17 protein-coding genes are annotated in these 19,887 nt (G+C 72.5%); 5 read left to right on the forward strand and 12 right to left on the reverse strand.

Annotation, left to right across the window (positions count from 1 at the left end; genetic code table 11):
- The first annotated feature begins 152 nt into the window (after nucleotides 1–152).
- A complete protein-coding gene (locus tag AB0L33_RS29830) occupies nucleotides 153–1,433 on the forward strand; it encodes a DUF1343 domain-containing protein (RefSeq protein ID WP_365686395.1) in 1,281 nt (426 codons plus the stop codon).
- Between the two features lie 54 nt (nucleotides 1,434–1,487).
- On the opposite strand, the gene AB0L33_RS29835 is transcribed toward AB0L33_RS29830, so the two are convergent.
- A complete protein-coding gene (locus AB0L33_RS29835) occupies nucleotides 1,488–4,325 on the reverse strand; it encodes a penicillin acylase family protein (protein ID WP_365686397.1) in 2,838 nt (945 codons plus the stop codon).
- Between the two features lie 229 nt (nucleotides 4,326–4,554).
- Here AB0L33_RS29835 and AB0L33_RS29840 point away from each other — a divergent pair, with 229 nt between their 5' ends.
- The gene (locus tag AB0L33_RS29840) at nucleotides 4,555–5,166 is read left to right on the forward strand and encodes a hypothetical protein (RefSeq protein ID WP_365686399.1); all 612 of its coding nucleotides are present in this window, start codon (nucleotides 4,555–4,557) and stop codon (nucleotides 5,164–5,166) included.
- Nucleotides 5,167–5,214: 48 nt separating this feature from the next.
- Here AB0L33_RS29840 and soxR read toward each other — a convergent pair whose 3' ends face one another.
- On the reverse strand, nucleotides 5,215–5,727 hold the full coding sequence (gene soxR, locus AB0L33_RS29845; RefSeq protein ID WP_365686400.1) for a redox-sensitive transcriptional activator SoxR: 513 nt from the start codon (nucleotides 5,725–5,727) through the stop codon (nucleotides 5,215–5,217).
- A gap of 131 nt (nucleotides 5,728–5,858) precedes the next feature.
- Between soxR and AB0L33_RS29850 the strand changes: the two genes are divergently transcribed.
- Entirely contained in the window at nucleotides 5,859–6,320 is a 462-nt protein-coding gene (locus AB0L33_RS29850) for a MaoC family dehydratase (RefSeq protein WP_365686404.1), read from the forward strand.
- Between the two features lie 64 nt (nucleotides 6,321–6,384).
- Here AB0L33_RS29850 and AB0L33_RS29855 read toward each other — a convergent pair whose 3' ends face one another.
- From AB0L33_RS29855 to AB0L33_RS29865, 3 genes are all read right to left on the reverse strand, one after another.
- The gene (locus tag AB0L33_RS29855; protein WP_164398472.1) at nucleotides 6,385–7,008 is read right to left on the reverse strand and encodes a TetR/AcrR family transcriptional regulator; all 624 of its coding nucleotides are present in this window, start codon (nucleotides 7,006–7,008) and stop codon (nucleotides 6,385–6,387) included.
- Between the two features lie 86 nt (nucleotides 7,009–7,094).
- Nucleotides 7,095–7,385 (reverse strand): YiaA/YiaB family inner membrane protein, encoded by a 291-nt coding sequence (locus AB0L33_RS29860; RefSeq protein ID WP_365686406.1) that lies wholly within the window; start codon nucleotides 7,383–7,385, stop codon nucleotides 7,095–7,097.
- 59 nt (nucleotides 7,386–7,444) lie between these two features.
- The gene (locus AB0L33_RS29865) at nucleotides 7,445–8,596 is read right to left on the reverse strand and encodes an acyl-CoA dehydrogenase family protein (protein ID WP_365686408.1); all 1,152 of its coding nucleotides are present in this window, start codon (nucleotides 8,594–8,596) and stop codon (nucleotides 7,445–7,447) included.
- 65 nt (nucleotides 8,597–8,661) lie between these two features.
- Between AB0L33_RS29865 and AB0L33_RS29870 the strand changes: the two genes are divergently transcribed.
- On the forward strand, nucleotides 8,662–9,318 hold the full coding sequence (locus AB0L33_RS29870; RefSeq protein ID WP_365686409.1) for a TetR/AcrR family transcriptional regulator C-terminal domain-containing protein: 657 nt from the start codon (nucleotides 8,662–8,664) through the stop codon (nucleotides 9,316–9,318).
- Between the two features lie 89 nt (nucleotides 9,319–9,407).
- On the opposite strand, the gene AB0L33_RS29875 is transcribed toward AB0L33_RS29870, so the two are convergent.
- The 7 genes from AB0L33_RS29875 to AB0L33_RS29905 form a co-directional block, all read right to left on the reverse strand.
- Complete coding sequence (locus AB0L33_RS29875; RefSeq protein WP_365686411.1) at nucleotides 9,408–10,487, reverse strand: Zn-dependent alcohol dehydrogenase; 1,080 nt, start codon at nucleotides 10,485–10,487, stop codon at nucleotides 9,408–9,410.
- A 63-nt stretch (nucleotides 10,488–10,550) separates the two neighbouring features.
- Entirely contained in the window at nucleotides 10,551–11,945 is a 1,395-nt protein-coding gene (locus tag AB0L33_RS29880) for an aldehyde dehydrogenase family protein (protein ID WP_365686412.1), read from the reverse strand.
- 106 nt (nucleotides 11,946–12,051) lie between these two features.
- Nucleotides 12,052–13,401 carry an ABC transporter ATP-binding protein gene (locus tag AB0L33_RS29885; protein ID WP_365686414.1) on the reverse strand — a complete coding sequence of 450 codons (1,350 nt, stop codon included), beginning with the start codon at nucleotides 13,399–13,401 and terminating at the stop codon, nucleotides 12,052–12,054.
- Nucleotides 13,402–13,539: 138 nt separating this feature from the next.
- Nucleotides 13,540–14,157 (reverse strand): TetR/AcrR family transcriptional regulator, encoded by a 618-nt coding sequence (locus AB0L33_RS29890; RefSeq protein ID WP_365686416.1) that lies wholly within the window; start codon nucleotides 14,155–14,157, stop codon nucleotides 13,540–13,542.
- Nucleotides 14,158–14,197: 40 nt separating this feature from the next.
- Entirely contained in the window at nucleotides 14,198–15,508 is a 1,311-nt protein-coding gene (locus AB0L33_RS29895) for a hypothetical protein (protein WP_365686418.1), read from the reverse strand.
- A complete protein-coding gene (locus AB0L33_RS29900) occupies nucleotides 15,505–16,323 on the reverse strand; it encodes a hypothetical protein (RefSeq protein ID WP_365686419.1) in 819 nt (272 codons plus the stop codon). The genes AB0L33_RS29895 and AB0L33_RS29900 overlap by 4 nt, the downstream gene beginning before the upstream one ends.
- A complete protein-coding gene (locus AB0L33_RS29905; RefSeq protein ID WP_365686421.1) occupies nucleotides 16,320–18,437 on the reverse strand; it encodes a right-handed parallel beta-helix repeat-containing protein in 2,118 nt (705 codons plus the stop codon). The genes AB0L33_RS29900 and AB0L33_RS29905 overlap by 4 nt, the downstream gene beginning before the upstream one ends.
- A gap of 119 nt (nucleotides 18,438–18,556) precedes the next feature.
- Here AB0L33_RS29905 and hmgA point away from each other — a divergent pair, with 119 nt between their 5' ends.
- Nucleotides 18,557–19,885, forward strand: coding sequence for a homogentisate 1,2-dioxygenase (gene hmgA / locus AB0L33_RS29910; protein WP_365686423.1), 1,329 nt, complete (start codon nucleotides 18,557–18,559; stop codon nucleotides 19,883–19,885).
- Nucleotides 19,886–19,887: the final 2 nt, after the last annotated feature.

Consider the following 19,887-nt stretch of genomic DNA (forward strand, 5'->3'; position numbering starts at 1 on the left):
GTGGGAAGGGGTGGCGCAAGGGAAAGGGAAGGCGTGGCGGCGTCCCGTCGGCCACTCCCGGCGCGGCGGCCCCGTCCGACACGTTCCCCCGGGCCCCTCGGCGCGCTAGCGTGCGTGACCATGACACTCGTCGCGATCTTGGAGGTAGCCGAATGAGCCTGTCCAGGCGTGGTTTGCTGACCGCCGGCGGTGCGATGGGAGCCCTCGCGGCCACGGCCGCTTCGGCCGGACCCGCGGCGGCCGGTACGTCGCGGGGCAAGGGCCGCGGACACGGCAACGGGCCGGGCGTCCGCACCGGCTTCGACCGCCTGGCGGCGGACGGCTACGCCCTGCTGGAGGGGCAGCGCGTCGGCGTCGTCACCAACCCGACCGGGATCACGTCCGACGTCCGGCACATCGTGGACGTGATGCACCCGGACGACCGGGTGGACCTCACCGCCGTCTTCGGCCCCGAGCACGGCTTCCGGGGCACCGCGCAGGCGGGCGGTTCCGAGGGACGCTACGACGACCCGGCGACCGGGCTGCCGGTCTACGACACGTATCTGAAGAGCGGTCAGGCGCTCGCGGACATCTTCACGGCGTCCGGCGTGGACACGATCGTCTTCGACATCCAGGACGCGGGTGCCCGCTTCTACACGTACATCTGGACGCTGTACGACTGCATGGAGGCGGCGGCGCTCGCGGGCAAGAGGTTCGTCGTGCTGGACCGGCCGAACCCGGTGTCCGGGCGGGCGGCGCTCGGTCCGGTGCTCGACCCGGCGTTCGGCACGTTCGTGGGGCGCCGGGAGATCTCCCAGGCGCACGGCATGACGGTGACCGAGCTCGCGCTGCTGTTCAACGGGGAGTTCCTGAAGGCCCGCCCGGCCGAGCTGGAGATCGTGAAGATGACGGGGTGGTCGCGCTCCGACTTCTTCGACGCGTCGGGGCTGCCGTGGGTGCCGCCGAGCCCCAACATGCCGACGCCCGACACGGCCCTCGTGTATTCCGGCACGTGCCTCTTCGAGGGGACGAACCTCTCCGAGGGGCGGGGCACGACGCGCCCGTTCGAGCTGCTGGGCGCGCAGGGCATCGACCATGCGTGGGCGGACGCGGCCAACGCGCTGGAGCTGCCCGGAGTGGCGTTCCGCGAGGCGTACTTCGCGCCGACGTTCTCCAAGTTCCAGGGCGTCACGGTGGGCGGGGTGCAGGTGCACGTCCAGGACCGCGAGGTCTTCGACCCGGTGCGTACGGGGATCGCGCTGCTGATCACCGCGAAGCGGACGTGGAGCGGGTTCGCGTGGCGGTCGGACAACTGGATCGACAAGCTGACGGGCAACACCCGGGTGCGGACGATGATCGACGCGGGGGCGGACCTGGACGAGGTCGTGGGCGCGTGGGCGGATGACCTCGCGAAGTTCCGGGCCGTCCGGAAGCGGTATCTGCAGTACCGGTGAGCATGCGGGCGGGCCCGCGCGCGTGTCGCCTGTGCGCGCGGGCCCGCGAGTGGGCTACCGGTGTGCCGGGAACTCCACCACCTGCTGGTACGTCGGGCGGTTCTGCCAGTGGATGGCCTTCTGGGAGATGCCGCCCAGCGCACGGTGGACGATCGAGTCCGTGCACCACTGGTCGCCGGCCTCGCAGGTGACGTCGGCCGGGTAGACCTCGGCCGCCGGCACCGCCGCCGCCTCCTTCAGCGAGGCCAGCAGCGCCGAACGACAGGCGCTCAGGTCGCCGCCCCCGCAGTACGCCTTGGCCAGCGGCCCCTTGACCGGCTGCCCGAGCACCTGGCGCAGGTCCTTGTCGGCGAAGCCCCACCAGCCGTACTGGAAGGCCGAACCGCTGTGCGCCCCGCTCGGCCCGTGGCTGGCGGCCGGGGACTCGTCGGTGGCGAGGTTCGCGGTGAGCGCCCCGTACAGGTCGTCACCGAGACCGGGCCGGAACTCCGCCTCGATCAGCCGCGGCCACCAGGCGTCCATGATCCGGACCGCGTCGGCGTGCCCGTACGTGTGCGAGCCGGGGCTCGTCTCCTTGCGCTGGGCGCCCGACGCGCGCCAGGAGTCCAGCTGCTGGACCACCGCGTTCAGGTCCGGATCGGTGACCGGCTGGGAGCGGATGACCTTCAGCAGTTCGGGCAGCAGCTGTTCGCCGCGCAGGTCGGTGAGGGCCGCGTCCGCCATGGCCCGGGTCAGCGAGGCGCGGGTGACGCCGCCCTCGGCGACGAGCCCGGAGACCCGGTCGTCCAGCAGGTCGCCCCGGTGCACCGCGCTGAGCCCGAAGCCCGAGGCGGCGTACCCCTCGGCCTGCTTGTTGTTCCAGGAGATGTAGTAGTCCTGGCCGCTGGAGTGCGGGTGCTCGGCGAAGGCGGTGTACGAGGCGGTGTTGGCGGCCGGGTCGTAGCCCTGCCACTCGTACGCCTTCTCGGCGCGGATCGGGAGCGCCGGGTCGACTCCGGACGGGCGCACCGGGTTCATCCCGCTGTTGTAGTAGGCGGCGGTGCGGGAGTCGGCGTAGAACCAGTTGAAGGCGTAGTCGATGTTGCTCGCCGCCTGCTGGAAGGAGGCCGCGTCGGTGACGTACGCCGGGTCGTTGAGCATCTGGAAGCCGATGATCGAGTCGGCCTCGTGCCGGTAGGTGGAGCGGAGCGTGGTGTACGCGACGGGCTTGCCGCCCACGGTGGCCCGGTGGGTGACGATGCCGTAGTTCGTGCGCCACACCTGCATGCGGTACGAGCCCTTGGCGGTGGAGTCCGCGACGGTGGGCTTCCAGGAGTTGGTCTTCTCCATCTTCTCCATCGCGGTGCAGGTGCCGCGGTAGAGGTAGTGCGCGGAGTCCTTGGTCGGAGTGGAGCCGTCGGGCTCGCAGAGGTCGACGGCGTAGGTGTCGGTGATGTCCTGGCCCGCCGAGGTGGCGCTCCAGGCGTAGTCCTGGCCCCGGCCCATCTGGATGTACATCCCGACACCGGCGAAGGAGACGCCGCGCGCGCTGATGCCGGGGCCCTGGAGCTCCTGGAGCATCATCAGCTGCGGGGCGAAGTAGCCGGTCTGCGGCCCGAACACGGCGACCGGGTGCCCGCTCGCGGTGCTTCTGCCGGACACCAGCAGGGCGTTGGACATCCCGCGCTTCTGGGCGCCGGAGCCGGACCCGGGCAGCGAGCCCTCCGGGATGACGCCGTCGTCGAAGACGCCCTGCGCCTTCTTGAGTGCGGAGGGCGCCTTTACGGGGGCCTTCACCCCCGTGCCCGCGGAGCCGGTGCGGTCGTAGATCAAGGGTTCGGCGGTGACCGAGCCCCGGTCCGGGAGGGCGGTGCCGACGGCCTTGTCGGGCTTGTCGGCGTACGGGAAGGAGGTGCCGTCGTGGATGGTGAGCACGGCCTCGGGGTCGTTGCGCTGGCGGAACGACTCCCACACCTTCGTGCCCTCGGCGACCCCGTACTTCTGCTGCGCGGAGAGCAGCGACAGCGCCGCCTGCACCTCGCCGCCGCCCCCGCCGCCGAACTGGCCGCCGACGACCGAGGCGATGGAGATCAGGTCGGTGAGCTTGAAGGGCTGGATCTCACCGATGTTGGTGATGGAGTCGATCTTGCCGGTCAGGACGTACTCGCCGGGGAAGTAGCGGCCGTCCTTCGACTTCTTGCGGTAGGCGTTGATGCCGTCCACGTACGCCTGCGCATCGGCCATGGCCTGTTCGCCCCTGGCGCCCTCATGGGTCCTGATGTATTCGACCTGGGCCTCCAGGTCGGCCTCGGTGTACGGGGCCTGCGGCCAGAACTGCTGCTCCAGGCCCTGGTTGGCGAGGGCGCCGCCCGCGAACGAGGTCAGCTCGCCGCGCCCGATGTGCCGGAAGAGGTCCATCAGCCACAGCCGGTCCTGCCCGGCCGCGTACCCGGCGCCGAACTCGGTGCCGTAGCGCGTGGTGCCCTTGATGTGCGGGACGCCGGAGGACTTGTCCCGGGTGATCGTGACGTCGTCGCGCGGTGAGGTGACGGACTCGACCTGGTCCTTCGGGACGCCGAACGAGGCGTCGTTGAAGAAGTCGGTGAGCTTCTGGTCGGTGAGGCCGGTGTGCCCGGCGACCAGGCCGTCGTAGCGGTCGAGCTGGTCGTCGCTGTGCGCGGGGTGGGTGCCGAACGCCTTGTTGCCCAGGATCTCGACCAGGGTGGCGTTGCCGTTCTCGCCGGGCGGCAGGATGTCGTCGCACTGCCCCTGGCAGTAGTCGGGGACGGGGTCCGCCTCGGCGGCGCCCGCGTGGGGAGCGGCGGCGAGCAGCGACGTACCGAGGGCGAGAGCCGCGGCGAGGGCGGCGGCTCTGGTGGTACCTGTGCGGGTCATACGGGTGCGTGGGGGCATGCGTACTCCTCCGAGAGGCCGATGCGCGGCAGGTTACTGGCGGTATGACCGGCCGGTAAGATGAACATCGGTCACCTTTTCCGAATCACCACATGCCGCCGGATTCTGTGCGGCGTCTCACCTTTCGGACGCTCCGGCCCTTGGATGGAGCCGATCCGGGCAGTCGTACGTCCATCCCCTGACGCCGAAGTACGGGCGACGGAGTACGAGCGACGGAGGTGGCGGCTCAATGGCCGGTTTCCGGAGTCTGGCGAGACAGGTCCGCGACCCGGGAAGCGATCTGGCGCTGCGGCGGTACTCGCTGCGCAAGTGCCTGGAGCGCTTCGCCCCTTACGGGCACCGGGCGACCTGGGACCATCTGTGCGCACGGCACGGCATAGCCCCCGAGGACCGGGCCCCCGACCCGGTGCGCCTGGTGCGGGCACTGGACGAGCTGGAGCGGGCCCGCACGGTCTGGCTCGGTTACGAGGCGGGGTTCGCGGAGCGCCGCAGGCGCGAGAAGCACCGGGGGCTGCGCCGGCCCGGCGCCCTCGACGACTGGCACCGGCGCACCTGGGGCGGCAACGGCGTCGCGCGCTGCGACGACCCGGCGGTCCACCCCTCCGCCCCGCTCGCCGAGGTGCTGGCCCGGCTGATCTCGGCCCTGGAGGCGGAGCCCGGCGCCGGCTGCCCGGTGTGCGGCAGGACCAGGATCACCTGGCGGCACGACCTGGACAGCGAGCCGTGGTCGGGCCCGGTCTGCACCGGCTGCGGGATCGTGGTGCCACAGCCGGCCCTCACCCCGGCGGCCCTGGCGCGGGCCCGTCGCGACCGGGCGGGCGAGCTGGCGACGGTGGCCTGACGCGCGGGCGGGCGGCCCGCCGCGCGCGGACCGCCCGGCACGCGGCGGTCAGCAGCAGCGCTCGGCGGTCTCCGCCGGCCCGTGGCTCACCGGTGCGCGGTCCGCCTTGCGCTCCGGCATCAGGCGCGAGCCGCTGATCTTCTCGCCGTTGATGTCGTCCGGGTTGGACAGGACGCAGGTCTCCAGCGAGAGGCAGCCGCAGCCGATGCAGTCGGTGAGGTGGTCGCGGAGCCGGCCCAGCTGCTTGATCCGGTCGTCCAGCTCGGAGCGCCAGGCGTGCGAGAGCCGCGCCCAGTCGTCGCGGTTCGGGGTGCGCTCCTCGGGGAGTTCGGCCAGCGCCTCGCGGATGGTGGCCAGCGGGATGCCCACCCGCTGGGCCGCGCGGACGAAGGCGACCCGGCGCAGGGCGTCCCTGCTGTAACGGCGCTGGTTGCCGCTGGTGCGGCGGCTGCTGATCAGGCCCTTGGCCTCGTAGAAGTGCAGGGCCGACACGGCGGCGCCGCTGCGCGCGGAGAGCTGGCCGACGGTGAGTTCATGAAGTGTCTGCGGGATCTGGGGCACCCGTCGAAGCCTACGTGCCCCACCGCGCCCCGGTCCGTCGTTGACAGGAACGCAACCGCGCACGATGCTGAGCAAGCGCTTAGACAGTGCGCGACGGATGGTCGGCAGAGCGGAAGGCAGGGAGCAGGGACATGGCTGAGCCGAGGGTCTTCGAGTCCGCGCAGGAGCTGCGCGACGGTGTGGGCGAGCAGCTGGGGTACAGCGACTGGCTGGAGGTCGACCAGAAGCGGATCGACCTGTTCGCCGACGCCACCGGTGACCACCAGTGGATTCACGTGGACCCGGAGAAGGCGGCGGCCGGCCCGTTCGGGAAGACCATCGCGCACGGCTATCTGACGCTGTCGCTGCTGCCGGTGCTCGTTCCGCAGGTGATGGCGGTCGAGGGCGCGAAGATGGGCATCAACTACGGCACCAACAAGGTCCGCTTCCCCTCCCCCGTGCCCGTCGGCTCCCGGGTGCGCGCGACGGCCGTCCTGAAGAGCGTCGAGGAGGCGGGCGGCGGCGTGCAGATCACCGCCCTCGTGACGGTCGAGCGCGAGGGCGGTGACAAGCCGGCCTGCGTCGCGGAGTCGGTGTCGCGCTACTACTTCTGAGCCCGCGCCCGCGTGCGTACGCGAACGCCCCCGGCCCCGCGAAGGGCCGGGGGCGCGACCGCGCTCAGCGCCCGGCGGCGACCATCCGCAGCACCAGGCCGGCGTACAGCTCGGCGACCTCGTCCGGCGTCCGGCTGCCCTGCGCGTTGAACCAGCGCGCCACGTCGATGCAGAGCGACAGCACCGCGAGCGTGGTGCCCGGCACGTCCGGTACGTCGAACTCACCGGAGGCGACGCCCTCGCCGATGATCCGGCGCACCACCGCGTCGGTCCTGCGGCGCAGCGCGATGATCTCGGTGCGGTGCTCCTCGCCGAGCGCGTCCAGCTCGTACTGGACCACGCGGGCGGTGGTGTGACGTTCGGCGTGCCAGCGGACGAAGGAGCGCACGGCGGTGGCGAGCCGTTCGGCGGCCGTGCCGTCGCTGTCGGCGGCCGCCTCCAGTACGGCCAGGGCCCGGTCGTGGCCGATCCGGCTGATCCGGTGGAGCAGCTCTTCCTTCGTCTTGTAGTGGATGTAGAGCGCGGCGGGGCTCATTCCGGCGCGGCCCGCGATGTCCCGGGTGGTGGTCGCGTGGTACCCGCGCTCGGCGAAGGCGTCGACGGCCGCGACGAGGAGCCGCCGGGCGGCCTCGGGCGTCACCTCGGCCCACGGCGGGTCCTCGGCGTCGGTCTCCTGCGCCGTGCTCATCGTCGCTCGCCCCTCTCAGTCAGCAGGACGCACACCATACCCCGATCCTGAGCAAGCGCTTAGGGAAACCTTCGGGGGGCGGGACGTCAGAGCTTCTGGAAGGGGTCGTGCTCGGCGAGGATCTTCTCCAGCCGGGCCTGGTCGACCCGGCTGACCAGCTGGCCCGCCTCCTGCCGGTCCCGGATGACCTTGGCCAGGGTGAAGCAGGACGTGACCAGGTAGAGGACGCCGATGGCGAGGAAGGCGCGGACCCAGGCGTCGGCGTCGAGGAAGTAGATTCCGAGGCTCACCGCGGCCATCGCGATCCCGAAGGACGCGACGGCCTGCCCGAAGTAGGCGCCGGTGGTCTGCTGTTTGACCGGTGTCGTCTCACTCATGGCGCCCAGCATCCGGCGGTATGACGCACGCCACATCCGTTCGGATACTCAGAAGATACTCAGAACGCCGAAACCCCGGTCAGGGCGCGGCCGATGATCAGCTTCTGGATCTGGCTGGTGCCCTCGTACAGGGTCATCACGCGGGCGTCCCGGAGCAGCTTGCCGACCGGGTACTCATCGATGTAGCCGTAACCGCCGTAGACCTGGAGCGCGTTGTTGGCGGCACGGACGGCGGCCTCGGAGGCGAACAACTTGGCGCGGGACGCTGCGGTGGCGAACTCCTGGCCCCGGTCGATGAGATCGGCGACCCGCCAGGTGAGCAGGCGCGCCGCCTCGACGTCCACGGAGATGTCGCTGATGAGTTCCTGGACGAGCTGGTAGCCCGCGATGGACCTGCCGAACTGCTCGCGCTCACCGGCGTAGCCGACGGCCGCGTCCAGGGCCGCCTGCGCGATGCCGACGCAGCCCGCCGCCACCGACATCCGGCCCTTGGCCAGGGCGGACATCGCGATCGAGAAGCCCTTGCCCTCGGGCCCCAGCAGGGCGCTCGCGGGCACCCGGACGTCCTCCAGGACCAGTTCGGCCGTGGCCTGGCCGCGCAGGCCGAGCTTGCCGTGAATGGTGCGGCGGGTGAGGCCCGGGGCGTCGGCGGGGACCAGGAAGGCGGAGATGCCCTTGTGGCCGGGAGTGTCGTTGGTGCGGGCGAAGAGCAGCACCACGTCGGCCCAGGTGCCGTTGGTGATGAACATCTTGCTGCCGTTGATGACGTAGTCCGCGCCGTCCCGCACGGCCCTCGTCGTCAGACTGCCCGCGTCGGAGCCGGTGCCGGGTTCGGTGAGCCCGAAGCAGCCGACCGCGTCGCCCGAGGTGAGCCGGGGCAGCCACGCGCGCTTCTGCTCCTCGTCGCCCCAGGCCGCGACGGTCTTGGCGACCAGGCCGAGCGAGACCGAGACGATCCCGCGCACCGAGGAGTCGCCCCGGCCCAGTTCCTCGGTCACCAGGCAGTACGCCAGGTGGTCGCCGCCCGAGCCGCCGTACTCCTCGGGGACGGTGAGGCCGAGGAAGCCGAGGGCGCCGAGCTTCTTGACGATCGACTTGTCGACGTTCTCGGACCGGTCCCACTCGGCCGCGTACGGGGTGACATCGCGGGCGACGAAGTCCCTCGCGAGCTGCCGGACGGCTTCCTGCTCCTCGCTCAGTTCCAGGTTCATCGGCCGCACCCTCCGGTTTAATTAGCACTGCTAGTTTTCATTGCGCAGGGCCTACTATGTGCCGCATGGCCCGCCCGCGCAAGCCCCTCCTGAGCAGAGAACGCATCGTCGAGACGGCGAGCGCCCTCGTGGACGCCGAAGGGCTGGACGCGGTGTCGACCCGCCGCCTGGCGGCCGAGCTGGGGGTCAGCGGGCCCTCGCTGTACAACCACTTCCGCAACAAGGACGAGATCCTGGACGCGGTCGCCGACGCCGTCTCGGCGCAGGTCGACCTGTCGATGTTCGAGGAGTCCGACCCCCGGGACTGGCGCGCCGCGCTGCACGACTGGGCGGTCTCCTACCGGGCGGCGCTCGCCGCGCATCCGCACATCGTGCCGGTGCTCGCGCAGGGGCCCGGGCGCCGCCCGGCCGGTCTGCGGGTCGCGGACGCCGTGTTCGGGGCCATGGTGCGCGCGGGGTGGCCGCCCGCCCAGGCCACGTACATCGGCGCGCTGATGCGTTACTTCATCACGGGCTCGGCGCTCGGCTCCTTCGCCCGGGGGTTCGTGGACGACGAGACGGCGTACGACCCCGCCGACTATCCGCACCTGGGCCAGGCTCACCTGCTGGCCGAGCGGCGCCAGCAGGTGGACGAGGGGGCCTTTGAAACGGGGCTGCGGGCGCTGGTGGACGGGCTGGAGCTGCAGTACGCGCAGCTGAAGCCCGCCCGGGCCACGCCCTAGGTCCTGTCGTCACATTCCCGTCGTCCGCCCGGAGGGCGGGCCGGGCGGCGTCAGGTGCGTGCTCTCGCTGTGCCGGCCCCCGACAGGACCTAGAACACCACGAGGGCCCGGCCGCCCTTGCCCGCGACCATGTTGTCGAAGGCCGCCGGGATGCCGTCCAGGCCGATGCGTTCGGTGACCATCATGGAGAGGTCGAAGCGGCCCGCCCGGATGTGGTCCGCCAGCACCGGCAGGTCGCGGGCCGGGTCGCTGTTGCCGTAGACGCAGCCGGTCAGGGTGCGGCCCCAGTGGAAGATCTCCAGGGCGTTGAAGGTGACCTGCTGGTCCTTGCCGCCGATGCCGACGACCGTGGTGCGTCCGCCCCTGCGGGTGGACTCCCAGGCGGCACGGATGGTGGCCGCCCGCCCCACGCACTCCACTGCCACGTCCGCGCCCTGGCCCCCGGTGAGCTTCCGGACGTCCCGGGGCGTGGTCTCCCCGGCGACGACGAAGTCCGTGGCGCCCGCCCGGCGGGCCAGCTCCTCCTTCTCCGGGGACACGTCGACCGCGATGACCTGCGAGGCGCCCGCGATCCGGGCGGACTGGAGCACGGCGAGCCCGACGCCGCCGATGCCGAACACCACGACGGACTCGCCCGCGCGGACCCGGGCGCTGTGGTGGACCGCGCCGTAGCCGGTGAGCACCGCGCACCCCAGGAGCGCCGCGTCGGTGAGCGGGATGCCGTCAGGGGCGGGCAGCACGCAGTTCCCGGCGACGACGGTCTCCTCGGCGAAGGCGGCCACGTTCAGCCCGGGGCGCAGGTCGGTGCCGTCGGCGGTGCGGGCGTGGAGGTTCGCCGCGCCGGCCAGGGCGCCCGCGCAGAGCCACACCTCGCCGATGCCGCAGTGGTGGCAGCTGCCGCAGGAGGGCGCCCAGTTGAGGACGACGCCGTCGCCCGGGGCGACATGGGTGACGCCCTCGCCGACCGCGAGGACGGTGCCCGCGCCCTCGTGGCCGAGGACGGCGGGAACGGGCACCCGCATGGTGCCGTTGGACAGCGAGAGGTCGGAGTGGCAGACCCCGGCCGCGGCGAGGCGGACGCGCACCCGGCCGGGGCCGGGCTCCGGCAGGACGATGTCGGTGATCTCCAGCGGAGCTCCGACGGCGGGCAGTACGGCGGCGCGGACCACGAACTGGCTCCTTGCTGATCGACGGGCGCGATCGGTGGGCGTACGGGCTTCGGGACGGGGTGCTCAGAACTGGAGGGACTTGGTCTGGAGGTATTCGGCCAGGCCGTGCGCGCCGAGTTCACGGCCGACGCCGGACTGCTTGTAGCCGCCGAAGGGCGCGAGCGGGTTGAAGCGGCCGCCGTTGATGTCGACCTGGCCGGTGTCCATCCGGCGGGCGAAGGCCACGGCCGTCTCGTCGTCCGCGGCCCAGACCGCGCCCGCGAGCCCGTAGACCGTGCCGTTGGCGATGCGGAGCGCGTCGTCCTCGTCCTCGTACTTCAGGATCGAGACGACGGGGCCGAAGATCTCCTCCTGGGCGATCGTCATCTCCGGGGTGACGTCGGCGAACACCGTGGGGCTGACGTAGTAGCCGGTGGGCAGCGGGGCCTCGGGGCCGCCGGCGACGAGGCGGGCGCCCTCCTCGACGCCCTTCTCGATGTAACCGCGCACCCGGGCCTGCTGCTTGGCGTTGACGAGCGGTCCGACCCGGTCCCCGGGCACGTACTTGGCGACGGCCGCCGCCGCGAGCGCCACGGCCTCCTCGTACCGCTCCGCGTCGACCAGCATCCGGGTCCAGGCGCTGCACGTCTGCCCGGAGTTGGACATCACGTTGGCCACGCCCACGTTGACCGCCTTGGCGAGGTCCGCGCCGGGCAGGATCACGTTGGCGGACTTGCCGCCCAGTTCCAGCGCGACGCGCTTGATCGCGCCGCCGGCCGTGGCCCCGATCTGCCGGCCGACCGCGGTGGACCCGGTGAAGGAGACCAGGTCGACGTCCTCGTGCGCGGCGAGGGCCTGTCCGGCGACCGGGCCGAGGCCGGTGACCAGGTTGAACACGCCCGCGGGCAGCCCGGCCTCGGCGACCGCCTCGGCGAAGAGCTGTGCGGTGAGCGGGGTGTCCTCGGCGGGCTTGAGGACGACCGTGCAGCCGGCGGCCAGCGCGGGGGCCACCTTGGCGACGATCTGGTGCAGCGGGTAGTTCCAGGGCGTGATCGCGCCGACGACGCCGACGGGCTCCAGGTAGACCGTCGAGCTGCCGTGCCGCTCCTCGAAGGCGTACGTGGCGGCGAGCTCGGCGTAGGTCCCGGCGACCAGGACCGGGAGGCCCGCGTGTACGGACACGGCGAGCGCGGGCGGGGCGCCCAGCTCGGCGGTGACCGTTTCGGCGATCTCCTCCGCGCGGACGCCCAGCACGTCGCGGAGCGCGGCGATGCGGGCGGCGCGCTCGGCGGGCGGGGTGGCGGCCCAGCCGGGGAAGGCGGCGCGAGCGGCGCGCACCGCGGCGTCGACGTCCTCGGCGGTACCGGCCGGGACATGGCCGATGACCTGCTCGTCCGCCGGGTTCACGACCGCGATCGTGTCCGTTCCCGCGGCGGGCCGCCAGGCGCCGCCGATGTACATGCCGTCGTGGGCCTTCATCGCTGTTCCTCCCGGGCGCGGTGACGGACGGGATCGTCCGGAGCCCAAACTAGCGCTGTTAGTTTTGCGGCGCCAGAGACCCCCGTCACGTGCCGGGCTTCCCCGTCTACATGTCCAGGCCGGGCACGTCCTTCGGCAGCGGGCAGATGCGGCGGCCCTGGTGGTCGAAGACGTACAGGTGCGCGAGGTCGACCAGCAGGGGCACCTGGCCGCCGCTGCGCAGCATCATGTCGGGCCCGGTCCGCACGACGAGGTCGCTGGCGGTGACGGCGGGGCGGTCCGGGCTGTGCATGCCCGGCGGCAGGTCGTCGGTCTCCGGCGCGTCCAGGACGGCGACGGACCCGCCGACGTAGGAGCTGGCGCGCTCCTTGATCCGCTCCAGCACCCCGGCACCGCCCTGGCGCCTGCGCACGGGGCCCCGGTCGGTGCGGGCCGATTCCAGCTCGGGGACCACGGCGGGCCGGGAGCCGGTGTTGAGGTGGACCAGCGCTTCGTGGCCCTGGTACTCGACGTGCTCCACGATGCCGCTGAGCGCGACCTCGCCGGGGCGGGCGTGGCTGGGCGGGGCGATCCGGACCGCCTCCGAGCGCAGGCCGACGATGATCGGGCGGCCCTGCTGGATGCGCAGGAGCTGGTGGTCGGGGCTGAGCGGCTCGGGCAGCGGGAGGCGCTGGCGGCCCAGGTCGATGGACATCCGGCCCTCCAGGGGGGCGTGCACCACGGCCTGGAGGAGGTTGATCCGGGGCGTCCCGATGAAGGCGGCGACGAAGACGTTCTCCGGCAGGGCGTACACCTCGCGCGGCGGGCTGACCTGCTGGAGGACGCCACCGCGCATGACGGCGACCCGGTGGCCGAGCGACATGGCCTCGGCCTGGTCGTGGGTCACGTAGACGGTGGTGACGCCGAGTTCCTTGGTGAGCTGGGCTATCTCGGCGCGCAGGTGGTTGCGGAGCTTCGCGTCGAGGTTGGACAGCGGCTCGTCCATGAGGAAGGCGGAGGGCTGGCGCGAGATGGCCCGCCCCATGGCGACCCGCTGGCGCTCGCCGCCGGAGAGCTGGCCGGGGAGCCGGTCCAGGATGCGCTCGATGCCGAGCATCCTGGCCGTGTTCTCGATGCGCTCGGTGTGGTCGGCGCGCGGATTCTCCAGCTTCAGCGGGAAGCCGATGTTGGCCCGGTTGGTCATGGTCGGGTACAGCGCGAAGTTCTGGAAGACCATGGCCATCCCGCGCTCGCGCGGGGTGAGGTGATTGGCCGGTTCGCCGTCGAGCAGGATCTCGCCCTCGCTGGTGTCCTCCAGGCCGGCGATCATGCGGAGCACGGTCGACTTGCCGCAGCCGGAGGGGCCGAGCAGGACGACGAATTCGCCCGGGTCGATGGAGAGCGAGAGACGGTCGACGGCGCGCGGGGACCGTCCGTATGCCTTGCTGACGTTGTTCAGGGTGATGGCGCGAGTCATGTGGTTCCGCCCGGGAGGGTTCGTGATGGAGCGGTGGGGAGCGGCAGCAGTGGCCCGAAATTAGCCCACCGCGCCCGGTGAGGGAATGACTCGCGCGAATTTGGGTAGGCCACGGCCTCATTCACAGCCGGGGGAAGCTCAGTCGAGCCTCCGGGCGAGGTAGGCGTGGATGAGTTCGCGGGTCTCGGCGACGAGGGCGTCGTCGCCGGACGGGTCGGTGCGGAAGGCGAGTTTGAGCAGGGCGTCGGCCGCCTCCACGCAGACCAGGATCGCGCGCAGCAGGTCCGCGTCGGCCTCCCGGCCGAGTTGGCCGGCGAGGAGTCCGGCGAGCCGGGACGCGACGCGCTGGTTGGCGTCGTCGGCCGGGTCCTCGTCGGGTGCGGGGGCGCCGAAGTCGACCAAGGCGAAGCCGGGGACGGTGCGCTTCATCGCCAGGTACTCGTCCAGCACGGCGTCGATCGCGCCGCGCCAGTCGGCCGTTTCGACGGCGGCCAGCCGGGCGGTGATGCGCTCGGCGTAGCTGTCCAGGTTGCGGCGGGCCAGCGCGTCGGCCAGGGCGCGCTTGTTGGAGAAGAAGCGGTAGACGGAGCCGATGGGCACCCCGGCCCGCTGGGCCACGGCCCGGGTGGACAACTGCTCGTAGCCGATCTCGTCCAGGAGTCCGGCGCAGGCGTCGAGGATGCGGGCGAGGCGTTCGGCGCTGCGCTGCTGCACCGGGGCGCGGCGGAGGTTGTTCGTGTCGGGCACGCCTTCCATGATGCCGTGGGCCTCCTGCGGGGGCGGCGGGAGCCCGGGCTCAGGCGATGAGCAGGGCGAGCCCGCCCACGGTGTACGCGATCATCAGGACGAGCAGCGGGAGTTGGCCGATGACGGCGCGCCGGGGCGGCATGAGCCGTACGGACCTGTCGTGCGCGGCGACGACCCCGAGGACGTGGCCGGTGACGATCGCGACGACCTGGAGGGTGGCCACGCCGCCCGGCCCCAGGGGCGGTTCGGGCACGGCGGGCCGGTCGGCGCCGAAGGCCAGCCGCACGGTGTGCGGCCCCTCCGTGGCGAAGAGCGTGAAGTAGTGGGCGACGAGGTAGCCCAGCGCGATCGGCACCAGTGAGTGGGCGAACGCCGTAAGCGGGTGGGGCAGTGTGCCGCAGACGAGCCGGGTGGCCCCGGCGCAGAGCCCGTACAGGGTGGCGACGAGGGCGACGGTGCCGAGCAGCCCCAGGGTGGCGGTGGTGGTGCGGCCGAGCTCCGAGGTCTGCACGGTGGTGATCCAGCGCGGCGCGTCGGAGAAGCCGTCGTACGCGGTGGAGCCGAGCATCACGCAGACGGTGGCGACCAGTCCGGGAAGCCGGGGCGTGGCGTCGAGCCCGTTGAACGGGGAGCGGACGACGAGGCGGGCGTCGGCGGGGCGTCGGCCGAACGGGGAGAGCCGGCCGAGGAGGCCGGAGTAGGCCTCGAAGGCGTCGGCGTGGTCGAACCAGTGGGCGCCGTACACCGCCGCGCCCGCGAGGTGGGCGGTCGCGTATGCGCTGAGGAAGACCAGCAGGGCGGTGGGCGATGCGGGGTCGGGGGCGACGAGTTCCAGCCAGGTGAAGGCGAGGAGCCCGGCCGCGGCGGGCCACATCCCGAGGCGTACGGGGAGGGGCCGGCCGGTGTCCGGGTCGCGGCCCAGCGCCCGGCAGGCGAGGAGGTGCAGGGTGCGCAGGGGGTTGAGCGCGCGCCAGACGGGGCCGAGGAGCAGCGAGGCGGGGACGAGCCCGACCCACAGGAGGACGTAGACCGCGCCGGGCGCGGGATTGCGGTCCGGGTCCGCCGGGCCGAGGAGCAGCCACAGCACGACGGCGAGCGCGGCGGCCAGGCCGAGCGCGCGGGCGGTGAGCCGGGTGGCGCGGGCGTCGGCCACGCGCTGGACGACGCCCGGGAGCGGGCGGCCCGCCCCCTCCCCCTTGAACCGCGAGTCCGACCAGAGCAGGCCGAGCGCGAGGAACGAGACGAAGAGCGCGGCGAAGGCCCCGGCGAACGCGTAGAACGGCGAGAGGGGCAGGTCGTGCTGGGCCCCGATGCCGTGGGCGAGGACGCGCAGGGCACCGGGGGCGGGGGCGCCCGTCACCGGACGACGAGCTGGGTCAGCAGGAGGTCCGACTCGTGGGTCTCGACCTCGAAGAGCCCGGTCCGGTCGGCGGTGAAGGTGACCGTGGCGGTCCGCCCGGCGGGGAGCCTCGCCTCCTTGTCGTAGCCGTGGACGTGCAGGACGTCGTCGCGGTCGCTGCGGACCCGCAGGCGCACGGTGCGGCCCTTGTGGACCTCGGTCCGGCCGGGCGCGGGGGTGACCTCGCCTCCCTCGATCGCGATGTCGACGGTGGTGGTGTCGTCGTCGGGGGCCGGGGAGGCGGGGCTCGCGGAGACGGCGTCGCCGAGCGTGGCGGCGGCCCGGACCGGGGTGGAGCCGACGGCCCAGGCGGTGTGGTCGTCGGCGTACAGGCCCGCGGTGAGGTGGGTGCCGCCCCCGGCCGCCCGGAGGAGGGACGCGGGCAGGTGGAACCAGGCGCCGTAGACCCGGGCGAGGGGGTGGCCGTCCAGGAAGAGCCGGGCGTGGCCGCGTCCGGCGAGCGCGCCGCCGCCCACGCTGTCCGGGGTGAAGCGGAAGTTGCGGACGGTGAGGTGGACGTTCCAGCCGTCCTCCGAGTCGGGCCGGACGGCGAGGTCCACCTCGGGGGCGCCGTCGGCGCCGACCTGGCGGAGCCGGTGGCCGTCGCCGTCGTCGGCCTTCAGGAGGCGGCCGTTGCTGCCGGTGTCCTCGGCGTGGCTGGTGCCGGGCTTGTGGTGGGTGGTCGCCCTGCCCCCGCAGGCGCCCGCGCCGAGGACGAGGACGGCCGCGGTGAGCAGGGCGAGGGCGGGGCGGGCCGCGGGGCGGGCGCGGGTCATGAGGGGTCGCCTTCCGGGTCCGGGGCGGGGGTGCGTGTCGAAGAGGCGGCGGCCGGGGGCTCCGGAGAGTGGTCCGGCGCCTCGGCGCCCGTCGTGCCCCCGTCCCCGTCCGCGTCCTCGGCGCGCCCGTGCCGTGCGGCGGCCACGACGGCCCAGACGACCCAGACCAGGCCGAGCAGCCCCCGTACCCAGGCCGGGCTGAGCGGAATCCACGGGATCATGAACACGCCCTTGTCCAGCGCGTCGAGCAGCGTCAGCGCGCCCAGGACCACGGTCACCCAGCCGAACACCGGGCGCGCCGGACGCAGCGCCAGGCCGATGCCGGTCCACCAGAGCCCGGTCAGCAGCAGCGCGACGGCGGGGAGGTGGGTGGCGGCGAGGCCCATGGTGGAGCCGGCCACGTCGAGGCCGAGGCCGATGACGCCGAGGGCGGACGCGACCGTGGCGAGGCGGCTGGTCCGGAGCCGCCGCCACCAGAGCACCCCGCCGACGAGCACGAGGACCACGGCGATGCCCAGGGCGGCCTGCACCTCGATGCGTTCGATGCCGCGCGCCCCGTACCAGTCGCAGCCGGCCGGCAGCCGCCGGGCGCGGACGTCGTAGTCGGCGCAGACCAGCAGCTGGGCGAGTTTGACGGGCTCGCCCAGGAGCCGGTCGGTGGAGCCGGAGACGTCGCCCCGCTTCTCGCCGCAACTGGGCAGGGAGCGCGGGGTCGAGGCGCCGGTGTCGGACTGCCAGCAGTTGCCGTCGCCCTGGCCGTCCCACCAGACGTCGGTGCCGTTGGGGCGGGACCTGCCGTTCTTGTCGGTGCCGAGGTGGTTGCCGGCGTAGCGGTTGTGGTGCGAGGTGTCGGTCTGCTTGCCGAGGGCGTTCTCGCCGCGGATGAAGGCGGGGACGGCGCTCAGGAAGAAGGCCGCGCGGTTCTGGCCGTAGATCCAGTTGTCCTCGTAGCGGTTCCAGTTGCCGCCCGCGGTGATGATGCCGGTGCCCGGGGGCATGGAGATCTGCGGGCAGACGACGCCGTCCTCGTATCCCCGCTCGGCGGGGGGCTTGGCGCAGGTGCCGTCGGCGACGTAGCGGTAGTAGTCGGCGTTGTTGTCGTGGATCAGGTTGCGCTCGAAGCGGGCGTGGTTCTGCGGGAGTCCGGGGTGGCCGGGGAAGGCGCTGTCCATCGAGGCGCCGCCCATGTTGTGGTCGAACTCGTTGTCGTGGACGTAGACGGAGTCGCCCGCGGTGCCGGAGTAGCCGACCATGCTGTGGTGGCTGCGGCAGCCGGTGATCTCGATCGAGTAGCGCGGTACGTCGTAGCCGTAGCCGTCGTTGATGTCGGAGGCGCTGCCCGGGTAGATGCCGGAGTCGCCGTTGCCGTAGGACTCGCAGTTCTTGTACAGGCCGTGGTCGCTGGCGAAGGTCAGGAAGCCGTACTCGTCGTTCCAGCGGGTCAGCACGTCGTCGATGACGAAGCCGTCCTGGGCGAGGACGTAGAGCGAGTTGAAGGTGGTGCGCTGGGCGGTGAAGTTCTTGAAGTAGATCCCGTCGGACTTGTCCGAGCGGATCGCGTTGAGCTTGCGGTACTTGGCGTCGATGACGACGTCCGTGCGGGCCGCCCCGGTGCCCTCGATCTGGAGGTCCTTCTTGCCGAGGATCGCCACCAGGTTCTGGTTGTGCGGGCACCGCGCCTGCTGCTCGTAGCTGAGGATCTGGTAGCCCAGCTTGGAGTCGGGCGCCTCGAGGCGGGCGCACTCGCCCTTCGGCGCGGGCAGCGAGGGCTCCTCCTCGTACAGGCCGGGAAGGATCGCGATGGTCTTCCCGGGCCCGTCGACCGCGTCGACCGCCTGCTGGAGGTGGCGGTAGCCGGAGGTGCGGCACCGCTCGAAGAGCGTGAGGTTGCGCTCCTTCAGGGCTTCGGGGAAGCCGGAGATCCGGCGTTCGAAGTCGGCCCGGTCCGTCTTGCAGACCAGGAGATCGGGCTCGCCGGTGCGGTACACGGGGACGCTGCCGGTGCCGTCGGGCAGGGTGACCGGCCGTTCCTCGTGCGCCTGGGCGGCGGGGGCCGCGAGCAGTGCGGCGGCGAGCACCGCCAGAACCGCCAAAAGTCTTCGTGTCCACGACATGTGCGGGAGAGTAGAGCATTGTTCAGCTTTTTGAACCCCTTCTGCACGACGAATGCCGTTGACGCGCCACGCTTCCATTCCTACGGTTGTGCATAGGATTCCTTCGGACGGGAGCGCACATGGGCGGCATCGAGCAGGCGAGGAAGACGGCGGAGGGGCTTGCGTACTCCACCGGTTTCGGGAATCAGCACAGCTCGGAGGCGGTGCCGGGAGCGCTCCCGCACGGGCGCAACTCGCCGCAGCGCGCCCCGCTCGGGCTGTACGCGGAGCAGCTGAGCGGGTCCGCGTTCACCGAGCCCCGCGCCCACAACCACCGCAGCTGGCTGTACCGCATCCGCCCCTCGGCGGCCCACCCCCCGTTCGTCCGCACGGACAACGGCGCGCTGCGCACCGCCCCGTTCACCGAGACCGTGCCCGACCCGAACCGGCTGCGCTGGGACCCGCTCCCCGAGCCCGCGCCCGGCACGGACTTCGTGGCGGGCCTGTGGACGCTCGGCGGCAACGGCGACGCGGCCCGGCGCACCGGCATGGCCGTGCACCTGTACAGCGCCAACGCGGCGATGACGGACCGGGTGTTCAGCGACAGCGACGGCGAGCTGCTGATCGTCCCCCAGCAGGGCGGGCTGCTCCTGCGCACCGAACTGGGCCTGCTCCGCGCCGAGCCCGGCCATGTCGCCCTGATCCCGCGCGGCGTCCGCTTCCGGGTCGAGCTGCTGGACGAGACCGCCCGGGGTTACGTCTGCGAGAACTACGGCCGCCCGTTCACCCTCCCGGACCTGGGCCCGATCGGCGCCAACGGCCTCGCCAACGCGCGGGACTTCCTGGCCCCGGTCGCCGCGTACGAGGACGTGGAACGCCCGGTCGAGGTGATCAACAAGTACTGCGGCAACCTCTGGACGGCGACCTACGACCACTCCCCGCTCGACGTCGTCGCCTGGCACGGCAACCACACCCCGTACGTCTACGACCTGCACCGGTTCAACGTCATCGGCTCGATCAGCTACGACCACCCGGACCCGTCGATCTTCACGGTGCTGACCTCGCCCTCGGACACGCCGGGCCTGGCCGGGGTCGACTTCGTGGTCTTCGCGCCCCGCTGGCTGGTAGGCGAGGACACCTTCCGTCCGCCGTACTTCCACCGCAACGTGATGAGCGAGTACATGGGCCTGATCGAGGGCGCGTACGACGCGAAGACGGCCGGAAAGGGCGGCTTCGTGCCCGGCGGCGGCTCGCTGCACAACATGATGTCCGCGCACGGCCCGGACCGGGAGACCTTCGAGAAGGCGAGCGCGGCCGAGCTGAAGCCGCAGAAGATCGACGACGGCCTCGCCTTCATGTTCGAGACCCGCTGGCCGGTCACCGCGACCGCGCAGGCCGCGACCGCGGACCACCTTCAGCAGGGCTACGACGACGTATGGCAGGGTCTGAGCCGCAACTTCAGGCCGTGACG

Origin of the sequence: Streptomyces sp. NPDC052299 (assembly GCF_040679335.1) — a bacterium.
Lineage (GTDB): Bacteria > Actinomycetota > Actinomycetes > Streptomycetales > Streptomycetaceae > Streptomyces.

Bases quoted from the DNA above. Each gene is read 5' to 3' on its own strand.
- AB0L33_RS29900 (WP_365686419.1), bottom strand. From the start codon at position 16,323: ATGACCCGCGCCCGCCCCGCGGCCCGCCCCGCCCTCGCCCTGCTCACC.
- AB0L33_RS29890 (WP_365686416.1), bottom strand. From the start codon at position 14,157: ATGGAAGGCGTGCCCGACACGAACAACCTCCGCCGCGCCCCGGTGCAG.
- AB0L33_RS29860 (WP_365686406.1), bottom strand. From the start codon at position 7,385: ATGAGTGAGACGACACCGGTCAAACAGCAGACCACCGGCGCCTACTTC.
- AB0L33_RS29905 (WP_365686421.1), bottom strand. From the start codon at position 18,437: ATGTCGTGGACACGAAGACTTTTGGCGGTTCTGGCGGTGCTCGCCGCC.
- AB0L33_RS29865 (WP_365686408.1), bottom strand. From the start codon at position 8,596: ATGAACCTGGAACTGAGCGAGGAGCAGGAAGCCGTCCGGCAGCTCGCG.
- AB0L33_RS29870 (WP_365686409.1), top strand. From the start codon at position 8,662: ATGGCCCGCCCGCGCAAGCCCCTCCTGAGCAGAGAACGCATCGTCGAG.
- AB0L33_RS29840 (WP_365686399.1), top strand. From the start codon at position 4,555: ATGGCCGGTTTCCGGAGTCTGGCGAGACAGGTCCGCGACCCGGGAAGC.
- AB0L33_RS29885 (WP_365686414.1), bottom strand. From the start codon at position 13,401: ATGACTCGCGCCATCACCCTGAACAACGTCAGCAAGGCATACGGACGG.
- AB0L33_RS29850 (WP_365686404.1), top strand. From the start codon at position 5,859: ATGGCTGAGCCGAGGGTCTTCGAGTCCGCGCAGGAGCTGCGCGACGGT.
- AB0L33_RS29835 (WP_365686397.1), bottom strand. From the start codon at position 4,325: ATGCCCCCACGCACCCGTATGACCCGCACAGGTACCACCAGAGCCGCC.
- AB0L33_RS29830 (WP_365686395.1), top strand. From the start codon at position 153: ATGAGCCTGTCCAGGCGTGGTTTGCTGACCGCCGGCGGTGCGATGGGA.
- AB0L33_RS29880 (WP_365686412.1), bottom strand. From the start codon at position 11,945: ATGAAGGCCCACGACGGCATGTACATCGGCGGCGCCTGGCGGCCCGCC.
- AB0L33_RS29855 (WP_164398472.1), bottom strand. From the start codon at position 7,008: ATGAGCACGGCGCAGGAGACCGACGCCGAGGACCCGCCGTGGGCCGAG.
- hmgA (WP_365686423.1), top strand. From the start codon at position 18,557: ATGGGCGGCATCGAGCAGGCGAGGAAGACGGCGGAGGGGCTTGCGTAC.